Raw genomic sequence first — 22,126 nt, 5'->3', positions numbered from 1 at the left:
GCGTATTGGGGTAGTTTTCCAACCAACCGTTTTGCGGATCGGGGAAGAGGGTATGCCTCCCAAGCGCACTTGCATGAGCTCTCGCGCAAGTGTCCGCTGATATTCATTTTGTTGGAGTTTCAGGAGGTAAAAATGGATCAGGCAGTCATCGACGCAGATGTCCCGACAGCAGCACACGGAAAGTTTTCCGAAGCAGAGTTACAGATGCTTCGCTACCAACTTGAGGAAGCAGAGTTCGCCAAACTCATTCGATTGGTATCCAGTCTTCCATCAGAGAAATGGGATCAAGCGATCAAGGCCCTCTCCGCTCTGTAGGTGTCATAGATGATCCACCTTGGGGGCAACTCAACGCCTCCGAGGAGGTTGTTGCATGCCTCATTGCGAAAAAGAAAACTCAGACCATCGTGGCTGAGTTCGCCTCGCCAATGATGCTGTTTCCGTCCCAGTTCTTTTTGTGTCCGCGGATTTCACGCGGTGCTGGGCCGAAATAACCTGCTGTTTTCACAAAGTCTCTTGGCTGAAGAATAATCGATGCAATGCGTTGATAGAGCGCTTTGGCAGAAATCGGCTTACACAGCAACTCGTGGATGCCCAGCTTTCTGGCTTCGATAATGCGGCTGCGTTCGGTATGGGCCGTGACCATAATAATCGGGATATAAGCGTACGGATTATTCTGGGTACGGATCATGCGTACCATGTCTGCCCCGTCGAGAATTGGCATAACCCAGTCGAGAATCAGGATATCCGGATTAGCGCGATCCATCGCTTCCAGACCAGACGCTCCGTCTTCCGCTTCGACGATTTTCCGGGCTCCAAAACCTTGAAGCATTGTACGCAGGATTGTGCGCATATAAGCGCTGTCTTCAACCACCAAAAACGATAAGGATGAGAGGTCTATACTCACGCAGTCATGCCCCGGTCACTTGATGTAACCCAATTAAATTAGAACAGAAATTCAGTTATTAGTTACAAGGTGTGGCAGAGAACATAACAAATTGCAAGACTGCCCAATTATAGTTCTATGTCAAAGACTATGTCTGCGATATATATAGGCTGATATGCGTTAGGTGAAAAAATCCTTTGATAAATCCGCAATTCCATGGACCGCGTCAATGTGTCCTTCGACAGGGATAAGGATTATCGCTAAGTTTAGGCTAACTCTAAAGTATCGCCGAATAATACCGCCGCAATATAAGGGGCAAAAAATGGACTACCAAAATATCTTCAATGAGGCGATTGCTTCTTTGAAGGATGAAAAACGGTACCGCGTATTTGCTAATCTCGAACGCATTGCAGGGCGTCACCCACACGCACTGTGGCGTAAAGAAAATCAAAACCTCCGTGAAATCGTCATTTGGTGTTCAAACGACTACCTGGGGATGGGCCAACACCCTAAAGTTATTGATGCCATGACAGAAACCGTTCAGCGCATGGGAGCTGGCGCAGGTGGTACGCGTAACATCTCGGGCACGAACTACCCTCTGGTACAGCTTGAAGAAGAACTCGCAGACCTCCACGGAAAAGAAGGCGCCCTCGTTTTCTCAAGTGGTTTTGTTTCCAACGAAGCGTCCATTTCGACAATTGCAAAGTTGCTTCCTGATTGCCTGATCCTGTCTGACCAGCTGAACCACGCTTCCATGATTGCGGGTGTTCGCGGCGCAGGGACTTCTAAGAAAGTATGGCGTCATAATGACCTTGAGCACCTTGAAGACCTGCTCAAGTCTGCTGGGAACGACCGCGCAAAGCTGATCGTGTTTGAATCCGTGTACTCCATGGATGGCGATATCGCACCGATCGAGCGCATTTGTGACCTTGCTGACAAGTACAATGCGATGACCTATATTGACGAAGTACATGCTGTTGGCATGTACGGTCCGCGCGGCGCAGGTATTGCTGAACGTGATGCCGTCATGGATCGCATCGACATTATTGAAGGTACACTGGCGAAAGCATTCGGTGTGATGGGCGGTTATATCACTGCTTCTCAGACTATCATTGATGCGGTTCGCTCCTATGCTCCAGGCTTCATCTTTACCACTGCTATTCCGCCAGGACTTGCTGCGGCAGCAACAGCTTCCATCAAGCATCTGAAAGAATCCGGTGTAGAGCGCGAAGGTCAGCAGCGTCAGGCACAGCGTACAAAAGATGTTCTGAAAGCAGCAGGCCTCCCTGTGATGCCTTCTGACACACACATCATTCCAGTGCTGGTTGCTGATCCTGATCTATGTAAACAAGCAACCGATCTGCTGTTGGATAAGCATGGCATCTACATTCAGCCAATCAACTACCCAACAGTTCCACGCGGCACTGAGCGTCTGCGCATCACTCCGGGCCCAGTCCACAACGATGCCCTGATTGATCATCTGCGCGATGCTCTGGTGGATGTATGGCAGACTCTTGAGTTGCCATTCACCGACGCTCCAGCGGAAGAAGATTTGGACGCGGCGCAAGGACAAGCTGTTTATCAGTTTGCTGGCGGCTAAACGCCACCTCAATTCATTGCAAAAGGCCGGCAAATTTGCTGGCCTTTTTTGTTGCTTACAAAGCTGCATAGAAAAAGGCTTGAAGCGGATCGCTTACAAGCCTCTCATTTCATATTTCATTTCGCTAAATACAGCTCGTGAAGCTGAGGTCCCTGCTCAGGAAACCTTGCGTTTTGCAGCTTCTACCGGTGTACTGTTTTCCTGCAAATCACCATCATCCAGTATACGCCATTTCGGCCCTTCCATATCATCATACTGACCAGAGCGGAGGGACCATAAAAACGCTACCAAACCTGCGCCACCAAGAAACAACGCAATCGGAATGAGGTAGATTAAGACTTCCATAGTTCTGTTCAGGCCTCCGGATTAGGCTGAGTAGATGAGCCTGCGAGCATTCTCAGGCGTACAGCGTTGAGCGTCACAATAATGGAAGAACCCGACATAGCCAAGGCTGCAACAAGAGGTGTGACAAAACCTAGCACTGCAAACGGCACTGCAATCAAGTTATAGACAACAGAAATGGCGAGATTTTGGTTCATCACCCAGCGCGCTTTCTTCGAGATTGTCAGTGCGCTCATAACCGGCGCAAGATTATCTCCCAGGAAGACTGCATCTGCTGCTGCCTGACTGACGTGAACTGCTGAAACGGGCGAGATGGATACGTTTGCTGCCGCGAGCGAGGGGGCATCATTGAGGCCATCACCAACCATCAGAACCTTCTTGCCTTGTGCTTTCAGTTTTTCGATATGGTCGATCTTGTCTTGAGGCTTCATAACAGCTTGCCAACTTTCAACACTAAGCATCTGCGCTGCGTGTTCGACTGCACCTTTATGGTCACCACTGAGAATTTCAATTGTGTAGCCCGCAGTTTTGAGCTTCTGGATCGTTTCAGTTGCCCCTTCCCTCATAAACTGGCCAACGGGAAGCAATTGTGCAGGCTTGTCTCCAGATTGGAAAGCGACAAAGGAGGCATCCGGTTGCTGCGTTTTTGCTTGTTCGAGCTGCTCATCAGAAACACCGCAAAATGCGGGAGAGCCTAGCTTCGCACACATTCCATCGACGACAGCTTCCACCCCTTTGCCCGCACTCTCTTTTGCATCTGGCAGTGCTTGTTGTGCGCCGGTTGCTCTTGCGATGGCCTGAGACAATGGATGTGAAGAAGACAGAGCAAGACGACCAGCCAGTTCTAGCTGCTCCGCTGTGAGAACATGCTCCTTTGAGAGCGAAGCTTCTGGCAATGTCAGTGTGCCGGTTTTGTCGAACACAATGGTATCAACTGTCGCCAGACGCTCAATCGCATCACCAGCGTTCAGCAGCACTCGTTCATTAAAGAACAAGCCGCTTGCCACAACCTGAACTGCCGGAATTGCAAGCCCCAAAGCACAAGGGCATGTGATGATGAGAACAGAGATCGCGATGACCAAAGCCGGTTGCCATGCCATGCCGAGCATGATCCAGCCCACAAGCGTCAGTAGTGCAGCCGCATGCACAACGGGCGCATAAAGCTGTGAGGCGCGATCTGCGATATGAACGTACTTGGATCGACCTTCCATAGCCGTTTCCAGAAGTCTGTTCACTTCATCAAGCAGTGTGCCTTTTGCAGCAGCTGTGACTTCAATCTCCAACACGCCGTAGGTGTTCATGGTACCTGCGTAGACGAGGTCCCCTTCCCCAACGGGCTGCAACAAGGTTTCGCCTGTCACCAGACTCTGATCGACTTCTGATGTGCCCGTGGAGATCTTGCCATCGACAGAAATGCGTTCGCCAGCTCTGACCAGAACACGATCACCAATAGACAATTTGGACAGAGGCACATCGAGTGCGCTGCCGTCCTCTTGTATCTTAGCAGCACTCTCGGCTTTCAAAGTCGCGAGGTTTTCCGCAAAAGAACGCGTTTTTCTGCGCATGAGATGATCACAATAACGGCCAACGAGCAGGAAGAACAACAGCATCACTGCGCTATCAAAATAAGCGTGCTCTGCTTCCTGAACGGTTTGCCACATGGAAAGGCCAGTTGCGAGCAACACCCCGATTGTGATCGGCACGTCCATATTCAAACGGCCTGTCTTCACAGCCATGTAGGCACTGCGGAAGAAAATGCGGCCAGAGTAAACGACGGTTGGCAGTGCGATTAGTGCGGAAATCCAATGGAAGAAAGACCGGGTCTCAGGATCAATGTCGGATGCGTTACCAGACCAAATTGAGATGGACAACAGCATAATATTCATCGCTGCAAAGCCAGAAACAGCCAGTGCGCGCAAGATCTCTTTGCCCACAGCATCGCCGCGGGATTTTACCTGAGCAGGATCAAAAGGATACGCTTTATAGCCCAGCCTTTGGAGAAGATCGACAATAGGAGATGGATTGGTCTTCTCTCCATCCCAGTCCACTGAAAGACGGTGGGATGACAGGTTTACGCGTGCTTTTTCTACACCATCCAATTTCTGGAGGCCACGCTCGATTTCGTACATACATGCAGCACACGTAATACCGTCAACAGCAAGGTCCATATGAGCCTTACCGTCATCGGTATTTGTTACGAATGCAGCCCAATCCCTTTCAGGCGCAGACATGCTATTACCGCCTTACTCAGCGAAGAAAATCTTGTTTTTGGAACGGAAGATCGGAAGTGTTTTGTCACTTCGATCCGCGATTTCTACGACCACGTTCCAGTTGCCCGCGCCAATGCCAGATGCATTGGCTACATATTCACCTGCGGAGCGCTCAGACAGAATTAGGTCCTGATCAGCTGCGGTGATTGTTGGGCGGTGCAGTTTAACGGTGACCATTTCGCCAGTGATTGGAGCACCAGCTTTGTCTTTAGCCAGAACGCGAATATGGGCAGAGCCATCACCGTTGCGTTCAATGGCAGCATTTACGCTCCAGTTCAGAGCGGCCTGAGCATTCGCCTTGGCGATTTCTTTGTTGTATCGCTGGCTTACCTTGTAGGAGCTATCGACTTCCAGTCCTGGGAAGGTGTCGAGCGCAATATAGATCATAACAGCATTCATAGCGGCGATAGCACCGAAGAACGCGATAAGGCTGAACAGAACCATGCGGCCGGTAATCTGCCGTGGCTTGCGTGGAGACTTGTGGTCTACAGCCATTGTCATATCCTAGCTCCTTTTGGCGACTCATAAGATGGGGGGTGAGCTTCGCCTTTTGATTGTTAAAGTGATAAGGGGCGTACCCCTTATCACGCAAGTTTAATTAGGTGCTTTTACAGCCTGTGACTACTACTTGCCGGGTGCCCGGAAAAAGTCATTGATTACTGTTGTTTCACCCGTCTCTGTGTCCACCAGCTTAAAGCTCATAGGCAGAGAGCTTGGCATTTCAACGCCAGCTGGAGAGAACACCAGTGCTCGTACAGAACGGGTCGTATCAGCATCTACCGACAAGCTCAGCTGAGTATCCTTTGTCACGTCAGCCGCATTCTTGTGAATGCCCACAACCTCAAAGGTAGCCCCTGTAGGCATATCCTCAACGCTAAGCGTGAAAGATTGCTCGTTGTTGTGTTTGTTCAGCAGACGGAGTGAGTAGCCGTTTCTGAAGGACCCGTCACTTTGTTTAACATACAGTGGGTTCCGGTCATGAACGACAGACAAACTCGTCATGGAGCGATTGAGCTGGGCGTACAGCATCCCACCTGCAATCAACGCAATGATTGCTGTATAGACTACAGTACGAGGACGGATCAGACGGTAAACTGCTGTCTCACCTTTCTCACGACGCTCAATGTTATCGTCCGTGTCATATGCGATCAGACCCGTTGGCTTTCCAACCTTGGTCATGATTGAGTCACACGCATCAATACACAGACCACACTGGATGCAATCGAGCTGCGCGCCTTTACGAATGTCGACACCAGTCGGACATGCATAGAAACACTGATTACAGTCGATACAATCACCAGCTGGCAAGCCTTCTGCGATGCGCTTTTTGCTCTCTTTCAAGTGACCACGAGGTTCACCACGGTCGTAGCGATACGTCACATTGAGCGCATGCTCATCCGTAAGAGCTGCCTGAATACGTGGCCAAGGACACATATACACACAGACCTGCTCACGCATGTGACCAGCCAGCGAATAGGTGGTGAACGTCAGGATGCCGATCCAGACATAAGCAGAAAATGCAGCCTGACCGGTTGCCAGATCATACACAAGGGTTGGAGCATCCGCGAAGTAAAGAACCCACGCCCCACCAGTCCACCAGGCAATCATCAGCCAGAGGAAGTGCTTCGTTCCCTTTTTGAGAATCTTTTCTGCATTCCAGGGCTGTTTGTCCAGCGTAATCCTTTTGCGGCGATCGCCTTCAATCACGCTTTCTACGCGGAAGAACAGGTCTGTCCAAACTGTCTGCGGGCAAAGATAACCGCACCAGAGACGACCCGCGATAGCATTCATCAAGAACAGACCAACAGCTGCAATGATGAGCAATCCGGCGAGGTAATAGACTTCCTGTGGCCAGATTTCGAGAAAGAAGAAATAACCTCTTTTTCTCTCAAAATCGACGAGAACAGCCTGATCAGGGAGCAAAGGCCCTCTGTCCCAACGGATGAAGGGAGTAAAGTAATAAATTCCAAGGGTAATAAAAAGGATTGCCCATTTGATTTTCCGAAAACGGCCATTTACCTCCATAGGGTAAACTTTAGCCGCTGACGCGAACCAGGCTTCGTCCTCTTCTTTATCGATGGGTTCAACTTGGCTAGACATAATGTCTTCCTCAGTTGGCGATGTGCTTTGTGCAAGTGAAGCGAGGGCACTTACGCGTCCTCGCTTGTGTCGTCATCTCAAAAATATTCAGAGATCTTATTGACCGCCACCGAGTGAGTGAACGTACACAGCCAGTGATTTAACTGTGGTTTCACCCAGACGATCGATCCATGCAGGCATCACACCGTGACGTGGTGCATTCACCTGCGCGATGATGTCTTCTACGGACTTGCCATAGAGATAGGTTGGTGCTGTCAGGTTCGGAGAACCTGTTTCCAGATCACCCTTAGCGTTTTCCATATGACAGGCAGCACAGTTCTCTTCATAGATCACTTTGCCTGCTTCCAGATCAACGCCTTCTTGTGTTGGAAGACCTGCTATAGAACCAACATAGTTCGCAACCTGAACAATCTCTTCTTTTTCAAGTAGCTCATCACGGCCGAATGCAGGCATTTCCGCATACCGGGTTTCGTCATGTTCTGAACGAACACCATAAGAGATCGTGGTTGAGAGGGTGTCCAAGTCACCACCCCAGATCCAGCTGTCGTCCTGAAGGTTAGGATAGCCTTCAAAGCCTGTCGCACCAGTTCCATGACAAGGTGCGCAGTTGTCACCGAATGCCACTTCACCCTGAGCCATAGCAAACTCGAGCAGTTCCGGAGTATCACGAATTTCTTCGAGAGATGCTTCGAGAAGCATCTTGCCGGTTTCTGCGCGCTCTGCAGCCGCTACATCAAAGTTCTCCGTTGCAACCGCACGCTGGCTGTAGTTCAGAAGACCTTTTGTATAGCCGTTGACCAATGGCCAACTTGGCATGAGGATCCAGTAGATTACGGACCATACGATGGTGCCGTAGAACATATAGAGCCACCACTTAGGGAGCGGATGATTGAGTTCCTTCAGGCCATCCCATTCGTGACCAGTGGTTTCGACACCCGTTACCTGGTCGATTTCCTTTTTGTGCTCAGCCATTAATCGTCCTCCCGCAGCGGGATCTGTGAAGCATCGTTAAAGCGCTCCCCATTGCTTGGCCAGCAAGCGTAAAGAACTACGCCTGCAAAGATTGCCATGAAATAGAGCAGGCCACCAGTTTGCGCGAAGTGTGCAAGAGCGGTGTAAGTCGCGTCCATCATCTTCTCCTTAGCGCAAGTTGGCTTTTTCGTCGTAGAGGCTAAAGTCTACGAGTGTGCCAAGCATCTGCAGATAAGCCACAAGTGCATCCATCTCAGTCACTTCTTTGGCGTTGCCGTCAAAGTCGCGGATGAGAACATCTGGGTAACGCTCTTCGAACACTTCCGCTGCATCACTATCAGGCTCGGCCTGAGCGAGGAGATCCACTTTTGCGTTTGCAATCTGTTCCTCGGAATAAGGAACACCGTACAATGCATTCACTTTCAGATGGTTCTCGATCTCGATTGTAGAGAGCTTGGCATCCATCAGGAATGGGTAGCCAGGCATCACTGAGGTCGGAGACACTGAGCGTGGGTTGATCAGGTGATCACGCTGCCACTCATCAGAGTACTTGCCGCCTACACGAGCGAGGTCAGGACCAGTACGCTTAGAACCCCATTGGAATGGACGATCGTACATGGATTCCGCTGCCAGCGAGTAGTTGCCGTAGCGCTCCAACTCGTCGCGCATTGGACGGATCTGCTGTGAGTGACATGCATAACAGCCTTCACGCACATAGATGTTACGTCCAACAAGCTCAAGCGGAGTGTAAGGGCGCATGCCCTCAGTTTTCTCAATCGTGCTTTTCAGGTAAAAAAGAGGCACGATTTCCACGAGACCGCCGATTGAGATCATGATGATGATGCCAACAATCAGGATCAGCGAGTTTTTCTCGAAGATTTGGTGTTTTTTCCAAGCAGACATTCGTGATCTCCCGATTATTCCGCTGGCGTCAGAGCAGGTTGACCTGCACCTTCGCTCTCAACTGCTTCACCGGCACGAACTGTCATTACGAGGTTGTAAACCATGACGAGAGCACCTGCGAGGAAGAGCAGACCGCCGAATGCACGCATGACATAGAACGGGTACATCGCATCAACTGTTTCGATGAAGGAGTACTCAAGGAAGCCGAGGCTGTCGTAAGCACGCCACATCAGACCCTGCATAATGCCGGATACCCACATTGAACAGATATAGAACACGATGCCAAGTGTAGAGACCCAGAAGTGCCAATTAACCAAGCGCAAAGAGTACAATGACTTATTGTAAAGCCAAGGAACCAGACAATACAGAGCACCGAAGGAGATGTAACCAACCCAGCCGAGTGCGCCAGCGTGTACGTGACCAATCGTCCAGTCAGTGTAGTGTGACAGACCGTTCACAGCACGGATGGACATCAGAGGTCCTTCGAAGGTCGCCATGCCGTAGAATGCAACGGAAACAACCATCATACGCAGAACAGGATCTGTCCGCAGTTTGTCCCAAGCACCTGACAGAGTCATCAGACCGTTGATCATACCACCCCAGGAAGGCATCCAAAGGATGATGGAGAAGGTCATACCGAGCGTGCCCGCCCACTGAGGTAGAGACGTGTAGTGCAAGTGGTGAGGACCAGCCCAGATGTATAGGAAGATCAGAGCCCAAAAGTGCACGATTGACAGACGGTAAGAATACACCGGACGCTCAGCACGCTTTGGAATAAAGTAATACATGATTGCCAGGAAGCCAGCAGTCAGGAAGAAGCCAACAGCGTTATGGCCATACCACCACTGCACCATCGCATCTTGAACGCCGCCCCAAACAATATAGGATTTAGTGGAGTAGATGCTGACAGGAATAGACGCGTTGTTGAACAAATGCAGAACTGCAATTGTCACGATAAACGCGAGGTAGAACCAGTTCGCTACGTAAATGTGAGCTTCTTTGCGACGCCAGATTGGCCCCAAGAATGTCAACAGGTAGGCCACCCAGACAATAGTCAGCAGCAAATCTGCGTACCATTCTGGTTCGGCGTATTCTTTACTCTGTGTAACACCAAGCAGGTAACCTGTACCCGCAACAACGATGAACAGATTATAACCCAGAACAACAAACCAAGGCGAAATCGTACCCATCAGACGGGCCTGACACGTGCGCTGCACAACGTAGAACGATGTTGCAATCAACACGTTTCCGCCAAATGCGAAAATCACGGCTGAAGTATGGAGAGGACGGAGACGCCCAAAATTGGTCCAAGGCAGATCAAAGTTCAACGCTGGGAATGCCAACTGCGAAGCGATAATCACGCCGACGGAAAAGCCTGCGATACCCCAAAAAACAGAAGCCCAAGTCGCAAATTTTACGGGCCCCATATTATAGTTCGGTTTGCCGTTAATCTCTAACGGTGCCGGACTGTTATTTCCGTCGAAGTATCGGCGAAAAATAAAGAAGATACCCGCCAGTGATGCTAATGCAATCAAAGCGGTATGAAATGCCAAGACCTGATCCCAGGTTTTCCCTGCAATGATCAGACAGAAAATCGCTGCTACCAAAAGAAGTACGGTGTAACCGCCTTCTTCAAGTGACAGATATCTGACTTTCCGCTCACCCATGATGTTCGCCCCATATAAAGTAAACAAGTTCGTCCAGATAGGACTACTTGAGCATAGTTCTATGGGTGGCAAATTGCCCCGCCCTTGATACATGTCAAAAAGAACTCGAACAAAAAAAATAAAATTACTCTAATTCGCAACTACACCCCCCATTATTGGGTTTTCGTCATATATTACATGAATTTAGGGCAAGATGCGTTGTTTTGGCGCAGCTTGAAGCGAGTTTCACTGGTTCCTGAGAAAGTTAGCGTAATTTGATAGGTGAAGCGGAGGCGGCACGCATACATAGAATCATGATTAGCTAGATAAGTTCTCAATTTCATACCGCAGCGCACCAAACTCTCGCAGCGAAACTCGACCTAGGTGGCAACCGAATTTTCCGTAGGATCTGTTTTTTGCGCGCAGGTTGGCCCCAGCACGTATCTGGTCACAACCGGCATGAACGCTAAAAGTCCCATAAAGCGAGCTAACTGGTGGGTGGCAACGAACACCGGATCAATGTCCAGCAGGATCGATATAAGAAGCATTGCTTCCATACCTCCGGGAGCAAAGGCCAGAAAAACCTTATCGAATGAGATGTCCAGAGCCCAAGACGTCACCAGCGCCCCTGTTAGCGCAACTGACAGACTGATCGCAAACACCACAAGAGACGTGCCAAGCATGGGCTTTAGGGTGCTGCTTTCCATTTTCCCAATATAGAGGCCTACATTGGTTCCCATGATTACGTAGCAAGGTATGGCAAGCCAAGCAGGCAAGGTAAACTCTAAAATCCCCGTGGAGTTAAGAGCAGCACTGGCAAAGAATGCCCCGGTGAGCAGCCCAGCAGGCGCCTTCAGCCTTAAGGCCAGCATTGCAAAGATCGTGCAGATCAGAAGAGCAGCTATGAGTTCAACTACAACCGTTGGACTGAACGCCACTTCGGCATCTTTAGTTATAACGTCGGCTACCTCATTTGAATCGACCATATTTGTGACAATCAAAGGCAGAACAGCAATCAAAAGGAAGAGGCGCACGAGCTGGACAATCATAATTCGGTCCATGGGCGCTCCCCTCTCAAGGGCGAGCGCAGCCGTCATTCCCAGTGCGCCCGGCAAACCTGCGAAGAATGCCTCATCCCTACCCCATTTGCATTTTTTGTAAGCGTAAAGGTAGACCGTTGTGGTGATGCCGCCGACAACAGCACCCAGTGCTAACATCGACAAAGGCCACAAAGAGGCCCCCTCCCAGAAATCTGGAGAGACAGCAGTCCCCATTGCAGCTCCGATAAATATGGAATTTGTGGAGGTTAGATGCTTAGGAAACGTGAAATCCTGATTAGCGATCAAAGGCAGAGAAAGAGATTTCGCCAGAACCAAGACACCCATCGGCCCTGCCAGAAAACCAGCAGGAAGAGAAAGCAGTTCAAAGACAGCTGCTCCTGCCCCTCCAAGCGCAAGAACTCCAATTAAACTCAGAATGTCTTTTCCGCTCACGGCTTTACCTCCTCATGTCGTCACGACACAAGAAGTACAAATCGCAATTCATATGATCAATCTTGATAGAACCAATCAATATATAATTTCAATCAGAGAGTTTAGAACTGTTCGCAAACAGCCACGAATTGCTTGAAGGGACTTGAGTTTTTTAAAAACTCAGTGTTGTTGACAGGGATCAAAGTTCAATTAGTCCATTTGCGTATGGTAGCGTCATGACCGATCTAGAGCAAAAATATGCGTCCTTGAACGTACCCCGTTATACCTCCTATCCAACAGCTCCTCACTTCAGTGAAGCTGTGACGCCATCTCTCTATGGTGACTGGCTGGAGAGTATTCCTCATGACACTCCTTTGTCGCTTTATCTGCATGTGCCGTTTTGTCAGGAAATGTGCCATTACTGCGGATGTAACACCAAGGCGACACGCAAGATGGCGCCGGTGCTTGCGTATGTGGAGTTGATGCTCAAAGAGATCGACCTTGTGCTGAAGCGCCTTGGTACAGGCCGTCTGGTGCACCACATCCATTGGGGTGGCGGCACACCAAGCCTCGTTCCGCGCGAAGCCTTTCTGAAGATTGTCGAAAAGCTGAAGGACAACTTCGTTTTCTCCGAGGACATTGAGCACGCGATCGAGCTCGATCCGAGAACCGTTGGTGATTATCTGGCCGAGACACTTAAGATGGCTGGCATCACACGGACCAGTCTGGGCGTTCAGGACTTTGATGAAGACGTTCAGAAACAGATTGGCCGCATTCAGCCCTACAAAACAGTGATGAAGGCTGTTACCGCTCTTCGTAATGTTGGATTGAACGATATCAATTTTGATTTGATGTATGGGTTACCGGGACAATCTGAGCAGACAATTCGCGAGACAGTTGAGTACACCAAAGAACTTGCGCCGGGCCGTGTTGCTCTGTTCGGTTACGCGCACGTGCCTTGGTTCAAGAAACACCAACAGCTGATCAAAGAAGAGAACCTGCCAGGCGCGAACGAGCGTATCCGTCTTTCAGACGTTTCTCGCGATGCGCTTGTCGATGCAGGCTATGAAGTGATCGGTCTTGACCACTTTGCTCTGCCAACGGACGAGATGGCAATCGCCTTGAAGGAAGGCCGCCTACGCCGGAACTTCCAAGGGTACACCACCGACACTGCTGATACCTTGATCGGCTTCGGTTGCAGCTCTATCGGCTTCTTGCCACAGGGCTATGTGCAAACGACACCATCAGCTCGCGAATGGGAGCGTATGGTTGTTGATGATGTACTGCCGATCAAGAAAGGCATTGCCGTTGATCAGGTCGATCTGTGCCGTGCTGAAATCATCATGCAGCTGATGACCTACTATGAGGTCGATTACGCAGCCACTGCAGAAAAGCACGGATTGCCCGTCAGTGAGTTTGACAGCATTCCAGCTGAGATGCAGGAAATGATCGATGATGGCGTTGCGACCCTTGAGGGAACGGTTGTTACAGTGACAGATGCAGGCCGACGCTATGTTCGCGTCGTGGCAGCGGCGTTTGATACTTACCTTGCAACTCAGCAAGCACAGCACTCTGTCGCGGTATAATCCCGATCTGATCCAAAGATGAAAGAAGCGGCCTTTATGGGCCGCTTTTCTTTTGTCCATACAACAAAAAAGGCGCTGAGTTTTCAGCGCCTGTTTCATTCATGTACTGCGGATGCCTTATCAGGACATCTTTGCTCTAGAAGTGAGCTTCTTAGTGCATACCAGTCAGCTGACAGATGCCACAAATGTTGGTGATGTGGATGCTGTCCTGTTTTTCAACCTTGATCAGGCCGCGACGCTTCAACTGAGAGATCACACGGCTTACGGTTTCAATGGTCAGACCTAGATAGTCAGCGATTTCCTGACGGGTCATAGACAGAGCAACAGTCTTGGTATCTGGTCGACCCTCTTCATTCGGGCCTGAGCAGCCGTGTCCACCACGGTTTGGCACCAAGCTCATTAGAAAGGTAGAAACGCGCTCCAGTGCGGATTTACGGCCCAGCAGAACTGTGTGCTCGTGAAGGATCTCCATCTGGGACAGCAAGCAACGATTTACATAGTGCTGCATCATCGGAGAAGTAGAGATCTCGCGGCTTTCGAAAACCTGCAGCTCAACTTCGGTCAGCGCTTCAGCCGTGCAGTCAAAGAAGTCACGGTTAGAGAAACCGAGCATATCGCCTTCACGCAGAATATAGACCACCTGGCGACGTCCGTCCGGAAGCAGCTTGTAGAGCATCATAACCCCACGCACGACTTCATAGAGGCGCTCTGCCTTATCACCTTCATAGAAAAGCACGTCATGCGCAGACAAACGCTGCTTACGACCAAGATGCTTTCCCGCGGCTTCTGGCTGCTTGAAGTTTTCCTGACAACCGTTGAATGGTGCCTGGCCATCAAGGTCGCTAAGCTTTGTCAATGTGGCCGATACCATAATCCCTCCTCGCGGATATCTCCGCAAACATCGTGCCTGGGCAAGTAGCGAGAACTATTCGTCTATTCTCTAAATGCCGCTTGGCCATGGCAAACATCCGTCATTGCTTGCCTGACCTGTTGATGCAGATTTACTGATTAGAATGCAACGTCAAAATACGCATTAAAACTTATGGAGCAGGTTCATATCTTAGTAATTTGATCTGAAACAATCGAAATTTTGCGTTAGATCAAGTTTACACGTACACCAATAAATCCTGTTCTTTCAATGGCTTACGAACAACAGGCGTTGTGGTGATTTTTGGCAAATCTCGCGTGATCTTCCAGAGAGGCTGGCCGCTGATTGCGACAATTTGTGGCGCCTCATCCAAAGCAGCAACCTTCTCAATCAGATCAGATCCCGCCAATCCGGGAAGGTGCAGATCAACAAAGACAGTGTCATCTATACGAGGTGAAGCATCTGAGAGAAACGATTCTCCATCTGCAAAAGCAGCGCATGAGAGCTCGAGGCTCTCAAACATCCTGGCAATTGCATCTCGCACAGATACATCATCTTCGACAATATAGATCACAACAAACCCCAGCGTTGTTCTCGTAGCTCATGAGACAAAGCACAAAGGTGCAGCACTTTGTCTCACCAGTCACCATAACCAAGCGCCGGGGTCTTGTAATGCGTAGTAACACTCGGGAATAACAAGATTGGCCGAAAGTATAGCCAGTCATTCCCTATGAAGTTGCGCTACATCAAGCAGCTGGTGGCTCACCTGTGAGGACGATGCGGACGAGATCCGCAGCATTACGTGCACCAAGTTTTTCCATGATGCGCGCGCGGTGAACTTCAACAGTACGTGGAGAGATCTTGAGGTTTCTACCAGCTTCCTTATTGGAAGAACCAGCAGTGATCTCAGTCAGCACCTGACGTTCGCGTGGCGTCAAAGTTTCTGCGCCAGGGAATGTCAGTGTATTTGCACCACTCGCCTGCGCGTTTCTGGAAACAGCTTCACGCACACGGGAAATGATAGATTCAACGTCAAATGGCTTTTCAATGAAGTCGTAAGCGCCTGATTTGATCGCTTCAACAGCCATTGGGATATCACCCTGACCGGAAATGATAAAGATTGGTGCAGGGAAGTTCTCACCATTCAGGCTTTTCAGAATATCAATGCCTGAGCGTCCTGGCATATGAACGTCAAGAAGAACACAGTTCGGTGTTTCTTCTTCTACCCCACCAAGAAACTCTTCAGCATTCGCAAAGGATTTTACGCGAAACCCTTCTGTTTCAAACAGCAGAGAAAGCGCGTCGCGAACCGCTGGGTCATCGTCAACAATATGGATCACAGACGGCATGGTCATGATTGCTCAGGTCCTTATTCTTGTTGTTCTAAACAACAGCTTCAGCTTAGCTTGTTGCTTTTGAGTTTACCGGGAGCCTCAAAGTGAAGGTTGCACCTTTACCTTCCTCATATGGCTCAACAAGTAAATCGCCACCATGGTTTTGGGCTATACTCCGAGAAATCGCAAGTCCAATACCTAAACCGCGCCGCTTTGTCCCAGTAAAGGCCTTGAAAAGGTGCGACACTGCTTCCTCATCCAGCCCTGGTCCGGTGTCCATAACCTTAACAAACACATTGTCATCGTCACGTTCGACAGAAACAACTACTTGCTTAACAGGTTGATCCTTTACGGCTTCGCCGGCATTTCGGATCAAGTTTACAAGAATCTGTTGTATTTGTACGGAGTCCAACTCAAGCTGGTAGTTATAGTCCACGAAAGTAGAGATGAACTCGACATCATCCGCTTCGTGCCCTACCCGAACGAGCTCAAGGCAATCATCAATGAGTGTTGCAAGACCAGTTCCGATGCATTGCGGAGCCTGTCGTTCGACAAAGTTACGCATCCGCTGGATGATCTGACCAGCACGTTCAGCCTCCACCACAGCCTTACCCATTAGGCTGATCATAGGATCATCAGGCTGATCGGCAGCTCTTGCACGACGCGCTGCCGTTTGCAGATAGAGCATCAGAGCAGTGAGTGGCTGATTAACCTCGTGAGCAATCGCTGCGCCCATTTCGTCCAACGCGTTCACGCGGGTCATCGTCACCAGGTTAGATTGCAGCACACGAAGGCGTTCTTCATATTCCTTGGTTGCCCGAAGATCTTTCAGGACGCCAATGAACTGATGACCGCTTTCTGTCTGAGCTTCGCCAACGGACAGTTCTATTGGAATTTCGGTTCCGTCTTTATGGCGACCGACGACTTCGCGGCCAATGCCGACAACTTTCGGGTCTCCGGATTTCAGATAGTTCTGAATGAACTGGTCATGCTGCTTAGCAGTGGCGCTCGGCATCAGTGTGTTGACATTCTTGCCAACGACTTCGGCGCTCTTGTAGCCAAACATGTTCTCGCAAGCACGGTTATAGATCAGGATCGTTCCGTTATCATCAATGACGATGATGCCATTAACGGCTGTATCCAGAACACTGTGCAAGCATGAAGAGGAGACCATAGTAGTTTCCTAGTTGTTGTAGGCGCACCCGTACGCTTATCTAAACGGGCATCTAGATGGGTATTTTGACTAATCAGCTATCCCATGGCCTGAGCTAGGTCAATCACCTAGCCTGCGACTGATTTAACGATTAATTCCCGCTAATTCATTGATATATTATGTAGGAGACGAGCGTTCTCTAAACCTGAGCGTGTAAATCTAGAGTTTGAAGACATCGGGAGCGAGGCTGCCCTCCGGCTAGATAATGCATTTACCTATTGTAAAACCCAGAGAACCCTTAGGTTAGTTTATGTAAAATATTATTTTACGAGTTTTGGGTCGCGACGCAAAATCATTGCGGAATTTGGAATAAGACTAAGTAGAGTAAACCAAAAGTAGTAAGCGTGTTCACCTATACGGCGCGTATATGTCGCAGGATATATCATACTCTGAGCCCAGGTTTTCCACCGTAGCACAACGTTTCAGGCTCTTTTCGCCCGGTATCGAAGCCTCCTTCCTTGAGTCGTGTGCGGCGATTGAAATTTTATTTCGCACTCACAAATCGGGGTCAGGAGATCGGATCTGATGGTTTTGTGCCAGTTCTGTAAGTGCTTTGAAGTTGGCACGTATTGAAAACTCATGCTGCAGTTGCAAAAGGTTCAATCGCAATCCGTTGAGAAGCAACAGCTCATCATGACCATGCAGACGTTTGTGAACCGGTAGGCTACAAAAGATCTTCGAGACCTGTGTAGCCGCAATGTCTGCAACACTGCGGGCTGGCACTAGAGCATCCGTACGCATTTTGGTCGACATGTTCTGAGCTAAGGCATTCCATTCCTGCGCCGAACAAACGGAAGCTTCCTGATGTTCGACTAGGATTTCCTTGAGCAGCTGCCCGATCATGCCAGCAAGATCCTGCGGGTCCATTCTCGTTTTTTGCCGCAACACAATGAGAGCCATTTCGCCGACGAGCTCCACAGTGATGGAGAAGGAGCTCCAGCGAGAGGCTTCGAGAGCCTGCTGAAAATCTTCCTCGTCAAGCAGTGTCTTCCAATGAACACCAGCCCGAGAGCGGGAGTATTCCTGCACATTCTTATAAGTCAGGTACGCCGCACTGCGCCCAAGATACCCCTTTAACTTAAGAAGGGTATCCAAGTCGGATCTATAAAAGAAGAAAGCATAGATGCGCTTCAGCCAGCTTGGACTGTCGAGAGATACATTCTCGATATTTTCAAAGGCACCCAGCAGGTTCTCTTTGGTAGAATTGCGTTGTTGTCCCAACTCATAGCCTTTCGTCGCGGTCGGAAAAATCTACGGTTACAAAGACGCAATAACTCGTATTGAACTCTTGCCTTTCACAAAAGATCGGTCAACTGTGCAACATTGAGAGACAAAAAACACTTAATGGAAGTAACGGACCTACCAGTCCGGCGGGGGAAGCATGCTTCAAGGTTGGATCGTAGTCCTTGTCGCTTTGGCATATATACTGCTCTTATTTGTTATCGCGAGTTACGGTGACAAAGTCGCCAAGAACCGCGTTAAAAAGACAAGAGGGCGGCCACTCATCTATGCCCTCTCACTCTCCGTTTACTGTACATCATGGACATTTTTTGGATCTGTCGGATCTGCTTCGAGAAATGGTTTCGAGTTTATTGCCATTTACCTCGGGCCTATCCTCGTGTTCGCTTTTGGGTTTCCGCTGATCCTGCGGGTGATCCAACTTGCGAAGGCAGAAAAGATTACTTCCGTTGCCGACTTTATTGCCGCTAGGTATGGCAAAAACCCTATGGTTGGCGCGATTGTCACATTGATCGCCTTTATCGGCATGATCCCCTACATCGCCCTTCAACTGAAGGCGCTGGATCTGTCTGTCGGCACGATTGTGCTGCATCCCTTATTGTCGCTTGATGATGCGGAGATTTCGATCTTTGGTGATGAGACACTGATGATCGCCATTTTCATGGCTGTGTTTACGTGGTTATTCGGCACCCGCCATATTGATGCAACAGAGCACCAAGAAGGCTTGATGCTATCCATCGCGACTGAAGCTGTTGTTAAGCTCGTTGCTTTTCTTGCGATCGGCATTTGGGTTACCTTCATGCTGTTTGATGGGCCATGGGATCTCCTGCACGCTTCCTTTGCTAACACCAACAGCTCACAGGACCTGTTCACGAATATCAATGCCAGCAAGTGGGCAGTTATCACGCTCCTGTCTTTATTCTCGATTGTGCTTCTGCCGCGCCAGTTCCATGTGACTGTGACGGAATACAACAGTGAAGCTGAGTTGAAACGGGCGACATGGCTGTTTCCAAGTTACCTGATCGCTATCAATCTGTTCGTCGTGCCCATTGCCCTTGCAGGTATGACTATTTTGGGCAACACGGTCGACCCGGACATGTTCGTGCTGGCGCTGCCTCGTGCTTATGATGCTGACTGGTTGACCCTGCTGGTGTTTATTGGTGGTCTTTCTGCAGCAACAGCCATGGTGATTGTGACCACCGTTGCGCTTTCCATCATGGTTTCCAACGATCTGGTGATGCCGATTATTCTGCGTCGGCGTAGTGAAGACGAGATCATTTCGACTTCAGGCGAAGACATGAGCCAGCTGGTACTGGGCATTCGGCGCATGTCGATCTTCCTCGTCATTCTGGGAAGTTATGTCTACTATCGCGTTGCGGGTGATAGCGCGGCTCTTTCGAGCATCGGCCTTCTTTCTTTTGCAGCAATTGCACAGTTCGCTCCTGCCTTTATCGGCGGCTTAATCTGGCGCAGAGCGACGGCGCGCGGCGCAATTGCCAGTATGACGGCTGGATTTGCAGTCTGGTTCTACACGCTACTGCTTCCTGTCTTTGCGCGGGAGAGTATCTTTGGCTCAAACATCCTTAGTAACGGCCCGTTCGGCATAGGGTTCCTGAAGCCTGAAGCATTGCTTTACCTTGATATGGATCCGTTTGTGCACGGTGTGCTCTGGAGCCTTTTGTCAGGACTGCTGTTTTACGTGGTCTTCTCGCTCACGCGGCAACCGACTGCGATTGAGCGCATTCAGGCCAACACTTTTGTGCCCACTGGGATTGCACAGGCCCCTGCCCTGCGGAAACTGCGGACAACAGTGACGATCGGAGATCTACAAGCAACGATTTCTCGTTATGTTGGAGAAGAGCGGACACAGCGCTCCTTTGATACTTATGCTGCGGAGCATCGCATCACGATTGACAGCAGCGAAGAAGCCGATGCCGTGATCCTGCGTTTTTCCGAGCAACTGCTTGCCAGTGCAATCGGATCAGCATCCGCACGACTGGTGCTTTCTCTTCTGCTCAAACGGCGGGACCCGGGCACTCAGGAAGCCATCAAACTGCTGGATGATGCGACCGAGGCCATCCAATATAACCGCGATCTTTTGCAGATCGCGCTGGACCAAGTGCGGCAGGGTATCTCCGTTTATGACAAGGACTTGCGCCTGATCTGCTGGAATCGGCAGTATCGCGAAATGCTGATGTTGCCGGCCAAATTTGGACAAGTTGGCACTTCGCTTGAAGAGATGATCCGCCATATTGCAGAGGCAGGCGAGTTTGGTGATGGCGACGTTGACGAGATTGTCGGCCTGCGCATGCACAACTTCATCAATCGCCAAGAGACCTATCAGGAGCACCTGGTCAGCACTGGAACGGTGCTGGAAGTGCGCACCAGCCCAATGCCCTATGGTGGCCTAGTTACCAGTTACACTGATATTACTGAGCGTGTTTTTGCAGAGGAAGCTCTTGCCCGCGCCAATGAGAATTTGGAGCAGCGGGTTCGTGACCGGACTGAAGAGCTGACGAAGGTGAATGAGCAGCTCGAGACTGCCAAGAAGACGGCTGAGCTGGCTTATCAGGACAAAACGCGGTTCCTGGCTGCTGCAAGCCATGACATTTTACAGCCGTTGAATGCAGCACGACTTTATTCTTCTACCTTGACTGATCGTTTCATGGACGGAGACCCGGAAGACCGCAAACTGGTTAGCAATATCGAGGCATCGCTGGAGTCTGTAGAAGAGATCATTGGTGCTGTACTCGATATTTCCCGTCTGGATACCCGAGCGTTCAAGGCAGAGATTTCGACATTCCGCCTTGATGATATTCTCAATCCATTACGCGTAGAGTTTACTCCAATTGCCAAGGAAAAAGGGCTCAAGCTCACAATCCGCAGCACAGATGTTTGTGTGCGCTCAGATCGACGTCTTTTGCGGCGTTTGCTGCAGAACCTCATTTCGAATGGGTTGAAGTACACCACAAAAGGTGGCGTCGTAGTTGGTGTTCGCAAGACGAAGAACAATATGACAAATATTGAGGTCTACGACAGTGGGATCGGCATTCCAGAAAAGCAGCAGGAGCTGATTTTCAAGGAATTCCGCCGCCTTGATGATGGCGCACGCATTGCCTCCGGGCTTGGGCTGGGCCTTTCTATCGTAGAACGCATTAGTAAGGTGTTGGCGCTCAACGTGGCACTCAAGTCTCAGGATGGGAAAGGCTCTCGCTTCTCTCTTGCCATTAAAGAAGCTATGAGCGTACCGGTTGCTGCAAAACAAGCTCAGCCTAGTGCTATCGTCAGTCAGCTGGCTGGTCTCAATGTGCTGGCTATCGATAATGAACCGCAGATTCTGGAGGGTATGGAGTCTTTGTTGCGTACATGGAAATGTAACGTGCTGACGGCTCCAAATGCGCAGGATGCTGCCAAGGCAATCTATGCCAGTAAGACGCAACCAGACATCATTCTGGCAGATTACCATCTGGATCAGGGGACTGGCATTGAAGCCGTTGTTCACCTGCGTTGGAAGTTTGGCGTGCACTTCCCTGCCATGCTTATTACGGCAGACAGAACGGCAGAAGTGCGAACAGAGGCCTCTGACAAAGATATGGAGATGATCCATAAGCCGCTGAAGCCAGCGGTACTCCGAGCACACCTGATGCGGTGTAAGGCAGCTCTAGGAGACACATGATCTTTCATGGGTGGCACATTTG

General features: G+C 50.0%; 19 protein-coding genes. 4 read left to right on the top strand and 15 right to left on the bottom strand.

Annotation, left to right across the window (positions count from 1 at the left end):
• Positions 1 to 132: 132 nt before the first annotated feature.
• Positions 133 to 315 (top strand): hypothetical protein, encoded by a 183-nt coding sequence (locus PsAD13_RS09280; RefSeq protein ID WP_057464977.1) that lies wholly within the window; start codon positions 133 to 135, stop codon positions 313 to 315.
• A gap of 79 nt (positions 316 to 394) precedes the next feature.
• On the opposite strand, the gene PsAD13_RS09275 is transcribed toward PsAD13_RS09280, so the two are convergent.
• A complete protein-coding gene (locus tag PsAD13_RS09275; protein ID WP_082597066.1) occupies positions 395 to 904 on the bottom strand; it encodes a response regulator in 510 nt (169 codons plus the stop codon).
• A gap of 301 nt (positions 905 to 1,205) precedes the next feature.
• On the opposite strand from PsAD13_RS09275, the gene hemA reads away from it, so the two are divergent.
• Complete coding sequence (gene hemA / locus PsAD13_RS09270; RefSeq protein WP_057464975.1) at positions 1,206 to 2,483, top strand: 5-aminolevulinate synthase; 1,278 nt, start codon at positions 1,206 to 1,208, stop codon at positions 2,481 to 2,483.
• 156 nt (positions 2,484 to 2,639) lie between these two features.
• On the opposite strand, the gene ccoS is transcribed toward hemA, so the two are convergent.
• The 9 genes from ccoS to PsAD13_RS09225 all read right to left on the bottom strand — a co-directional run bounded on the left by ccoS (position 2,640) and on the right by PsAD13_RS09225 (position 12,209).
• On the bottom strand, positions 2,640 to 2,828 hold the full coding sequence (gene ccoS / locus PsAD13_RS09265) for a cbb3-type cytochrome oxidase assembly protein CcoS (RefSeq protein ID WP_057464974.1): 189 nt from the start codon (positions 2,826 to 2,828) through the stop codon (positions 2,640 to 2,642).
• Positions 2,829 to 2,836: 8 nt separating this feature from the next.
• On the bottom strand, positions 2,837 to 5,056 hold the full coding sequence (locus PsAD13_RS09260) for a cation-translocating P-type ATPase (protein WP_063317934.1): 2,220 nt from the start codon (positions 5,054 to 5,056) through the stop codon (positions 2,837 to 2,839).
• Between the two features lie 12 nt (positions 5,057 to 5,068).
• Complete coding sequence (locus tag PsAD13_RS09255; RefSeq protein WP_063292156.1) at positions 5,069 to 5,596, bottom strand: FixH family protein; 528 nt, start codon at positions 5,594 to 5,596, stop codon at positions 5,069 to 5,071.
• A 123-nt stretch (positions 5,597 to 5,719) separates the two neighbouring features.
• Positions 5,720 to 7,120: a cytochrome c oxidase accessory protein CcoG gene (gene ccoG / locus PsAD13_RS09250; protein ID WP_063292177.1), complete on the bottom strand. Its 1,401-nt coding sequence runs from the start codon at positions 7,118 to 7,120 to the stop codon at positions 5,720 to 5,722.
• A 171-nt stretch (positions 7,121 to 7,291) separates the two neighbouring features.
• Positions 7,292 to 8,167, bottom strand: coding sequence for a cytochrome-c oxidase, cbb3-type subunit III (gene ccoP / locus PsAD13_RS09245; protein ID WP_057464971.1), 876 nt, complete (start codon positions 8,165 to 8,167; stop codon positions 7,292 to 7,294).
• Entirely contained in the window at positions 8,167 to 8,325 is a 159-nt protein-coding gene (locus PsAD13_RS09240; RefSeq protein WP_057464970.1) for a cbb3-type cytochrome c oxidase subunit 3, read from the bottom strand. Before PsAD13_RS09240 ends, ccoP begins: the two co-directional genes overlap by 1 nt.
• Positions 8,326 to 8,335: 10 nt before the next feature.
• Positions 8,336 to 9,070: a cytochrome-c oxidase, cbb3-type subunit II gene (gene ccoO, locus PsAD13_RS09235; protein ID WP_057464969.1), complete on the bottom strand. Its 735-nt coding sequence runs from the start codon at positions 9,068 to 9,070 to the stop codon at positions 8,336 to 8,338.
• Positions 9,071 to 9,084: 14 nt separating this feature from the next.
• Entirely contained in the window at positions 9,085 to 10,737 is a 1,653-nt protein-coding gene (gene ccoN, locus PsAD13_RS09230) for a cytochrome-c oxidase, cbb3-type subunit I (RefSeq protein WP_057464968.1), read from the bottom strand.
• A gap of 359 nt (positions 10,738 to 11,096) precedes the next feature.
• Positions 11,097 to 12,209 (bottom strand): AbrB family transcriptional regulator, encoded by a 1,113-nt coding sequence (locus tag PsAD13_RS09225; RefSeq protein ID WP_063317933.1) that lies wholly within the window; start codon positions 12,207 to 12,209, stop codon positions 11,097 to 11,099.
• Between the two features lie 215 nt (positions 12,210 to 12,424).
• On the opposite strand from PsAD13_RS09225, the gene hemN reads away from it, so the two are divergent.
• A complete protein-coding gene (hemN, locus tag PsAD13_RS09220; RefSeq protein ID WP_063287339.1) occupies positions 12,425 to 13,774 on the top strand; it encodes an oxygen-independent coproporphyrinogen III oxidase in 1,350 nt (449 codons plus the stop codon).
• A 151-nt stretch (positions 13,775 to 13,925) separates the two neighbouring features.
• Here the strand turns inward: hemN and PsAD13_RS09215 are convergent, their stop codons facing one another.
• The 5 genes from PsAD13_RS09215 to PsAD13_RS09195 form a co-directional block, all read right to left on the bottom strand.
• The gene (locus PsAD13_RS09215; protein WP_063287338.1) at positions 13,926 to 14,645 is read right to left on the bottom strand and encodes a helix-turn-helix domain-containing protein; all 720 of its coding nucleotides are present in this window, start codon (positions 14,643 to 14,645) and stop codon (positions 13,926 to 13,928) included.
• A gap of 235 nt (positions 14,646 to 14,880) precedes the next feature.
• Positions 14,881 to 15,216, bottom strand: coding sequence for a response regulator (locus tag PsAD13_RS09210; RefSeq protein ID WP_057464964.1), 336 nt, complete (start codon positions 15,214 to 15,216; stop codon positions 14,881 to 14,883).
• A 172-nt stretch (positions 15,217 to 15,388) separates the two neighbouring features.
• The gene (locus tag PsAD13_RS09205) at positions 15,389 to 15,991 is read right to left on the bottom strand and encodes a response regulator (RefSeq protein ID WP_181952038.1); all 603 of its coding nucleotides are present in this window, start codon (positions 15,989 to 15,991) and stop codon (positions 15,389 to 15,391) included.
• Between the two features lie 52 nt (positions 15,992 to 16,043).
• Positions 16,044 to 17,150: a PAS domain S-box protein gene (locus PsAD13_RS09200; RefSeq protein WP_063317932.1), complete on the bottom strand. Its 1,107-nt coding sequence runs from the start codon at positions 17,148 to 17,150 to the stop codon at positions 16,044 to 16,046.
• 534 nt (positions 17,151 to 17,684) lie between these two features.
• Complete coding sequence (locus tag PsAD13_RS09195) at positions 17,685 to 18,410, bottom strand: hypothetical protein (protein WP_063292159.1); 726 nt, start codon at positions 18,408 to 18,410, stop codon at positions 17,685 to 17,687.
• Between the two features lie 160 nt (positions 18,411 to 18,570).
• Here PsAD13_RS09195 and PsAD13_RS09190 point away from each other — a divergent pair, with 160 nt between their 5' ends.
• Positions 18,571 to 22,104 (top strand): PAS domain-containing hybrid sensor histidine kinase/response regulator, encoded by a 3,534-nt coding sequence (locus PsAD13_RS09190; RefSeq protein ID WP_208980477.1) that lies wholly within the window; start codon positions 18,571 to 18,573, stop codon positions 22,102 to 22,104.
• The last annotated feature ends 22 nt before the right edge of the window (positions 22,105 to 22,126 follow it).

It is taken from the genome of Pseudovibrio sp. Ad13, from assembly GCF_001623225.1.
Lineage (GTDB): Bacteria > Pseudomonadota > Alphaproteobacteria > Rhizobiales > Stappiaceae > Pseudovibrio.
This window is presented reverse-complemented; position numbering and strand designations above follow the sequence as displayed.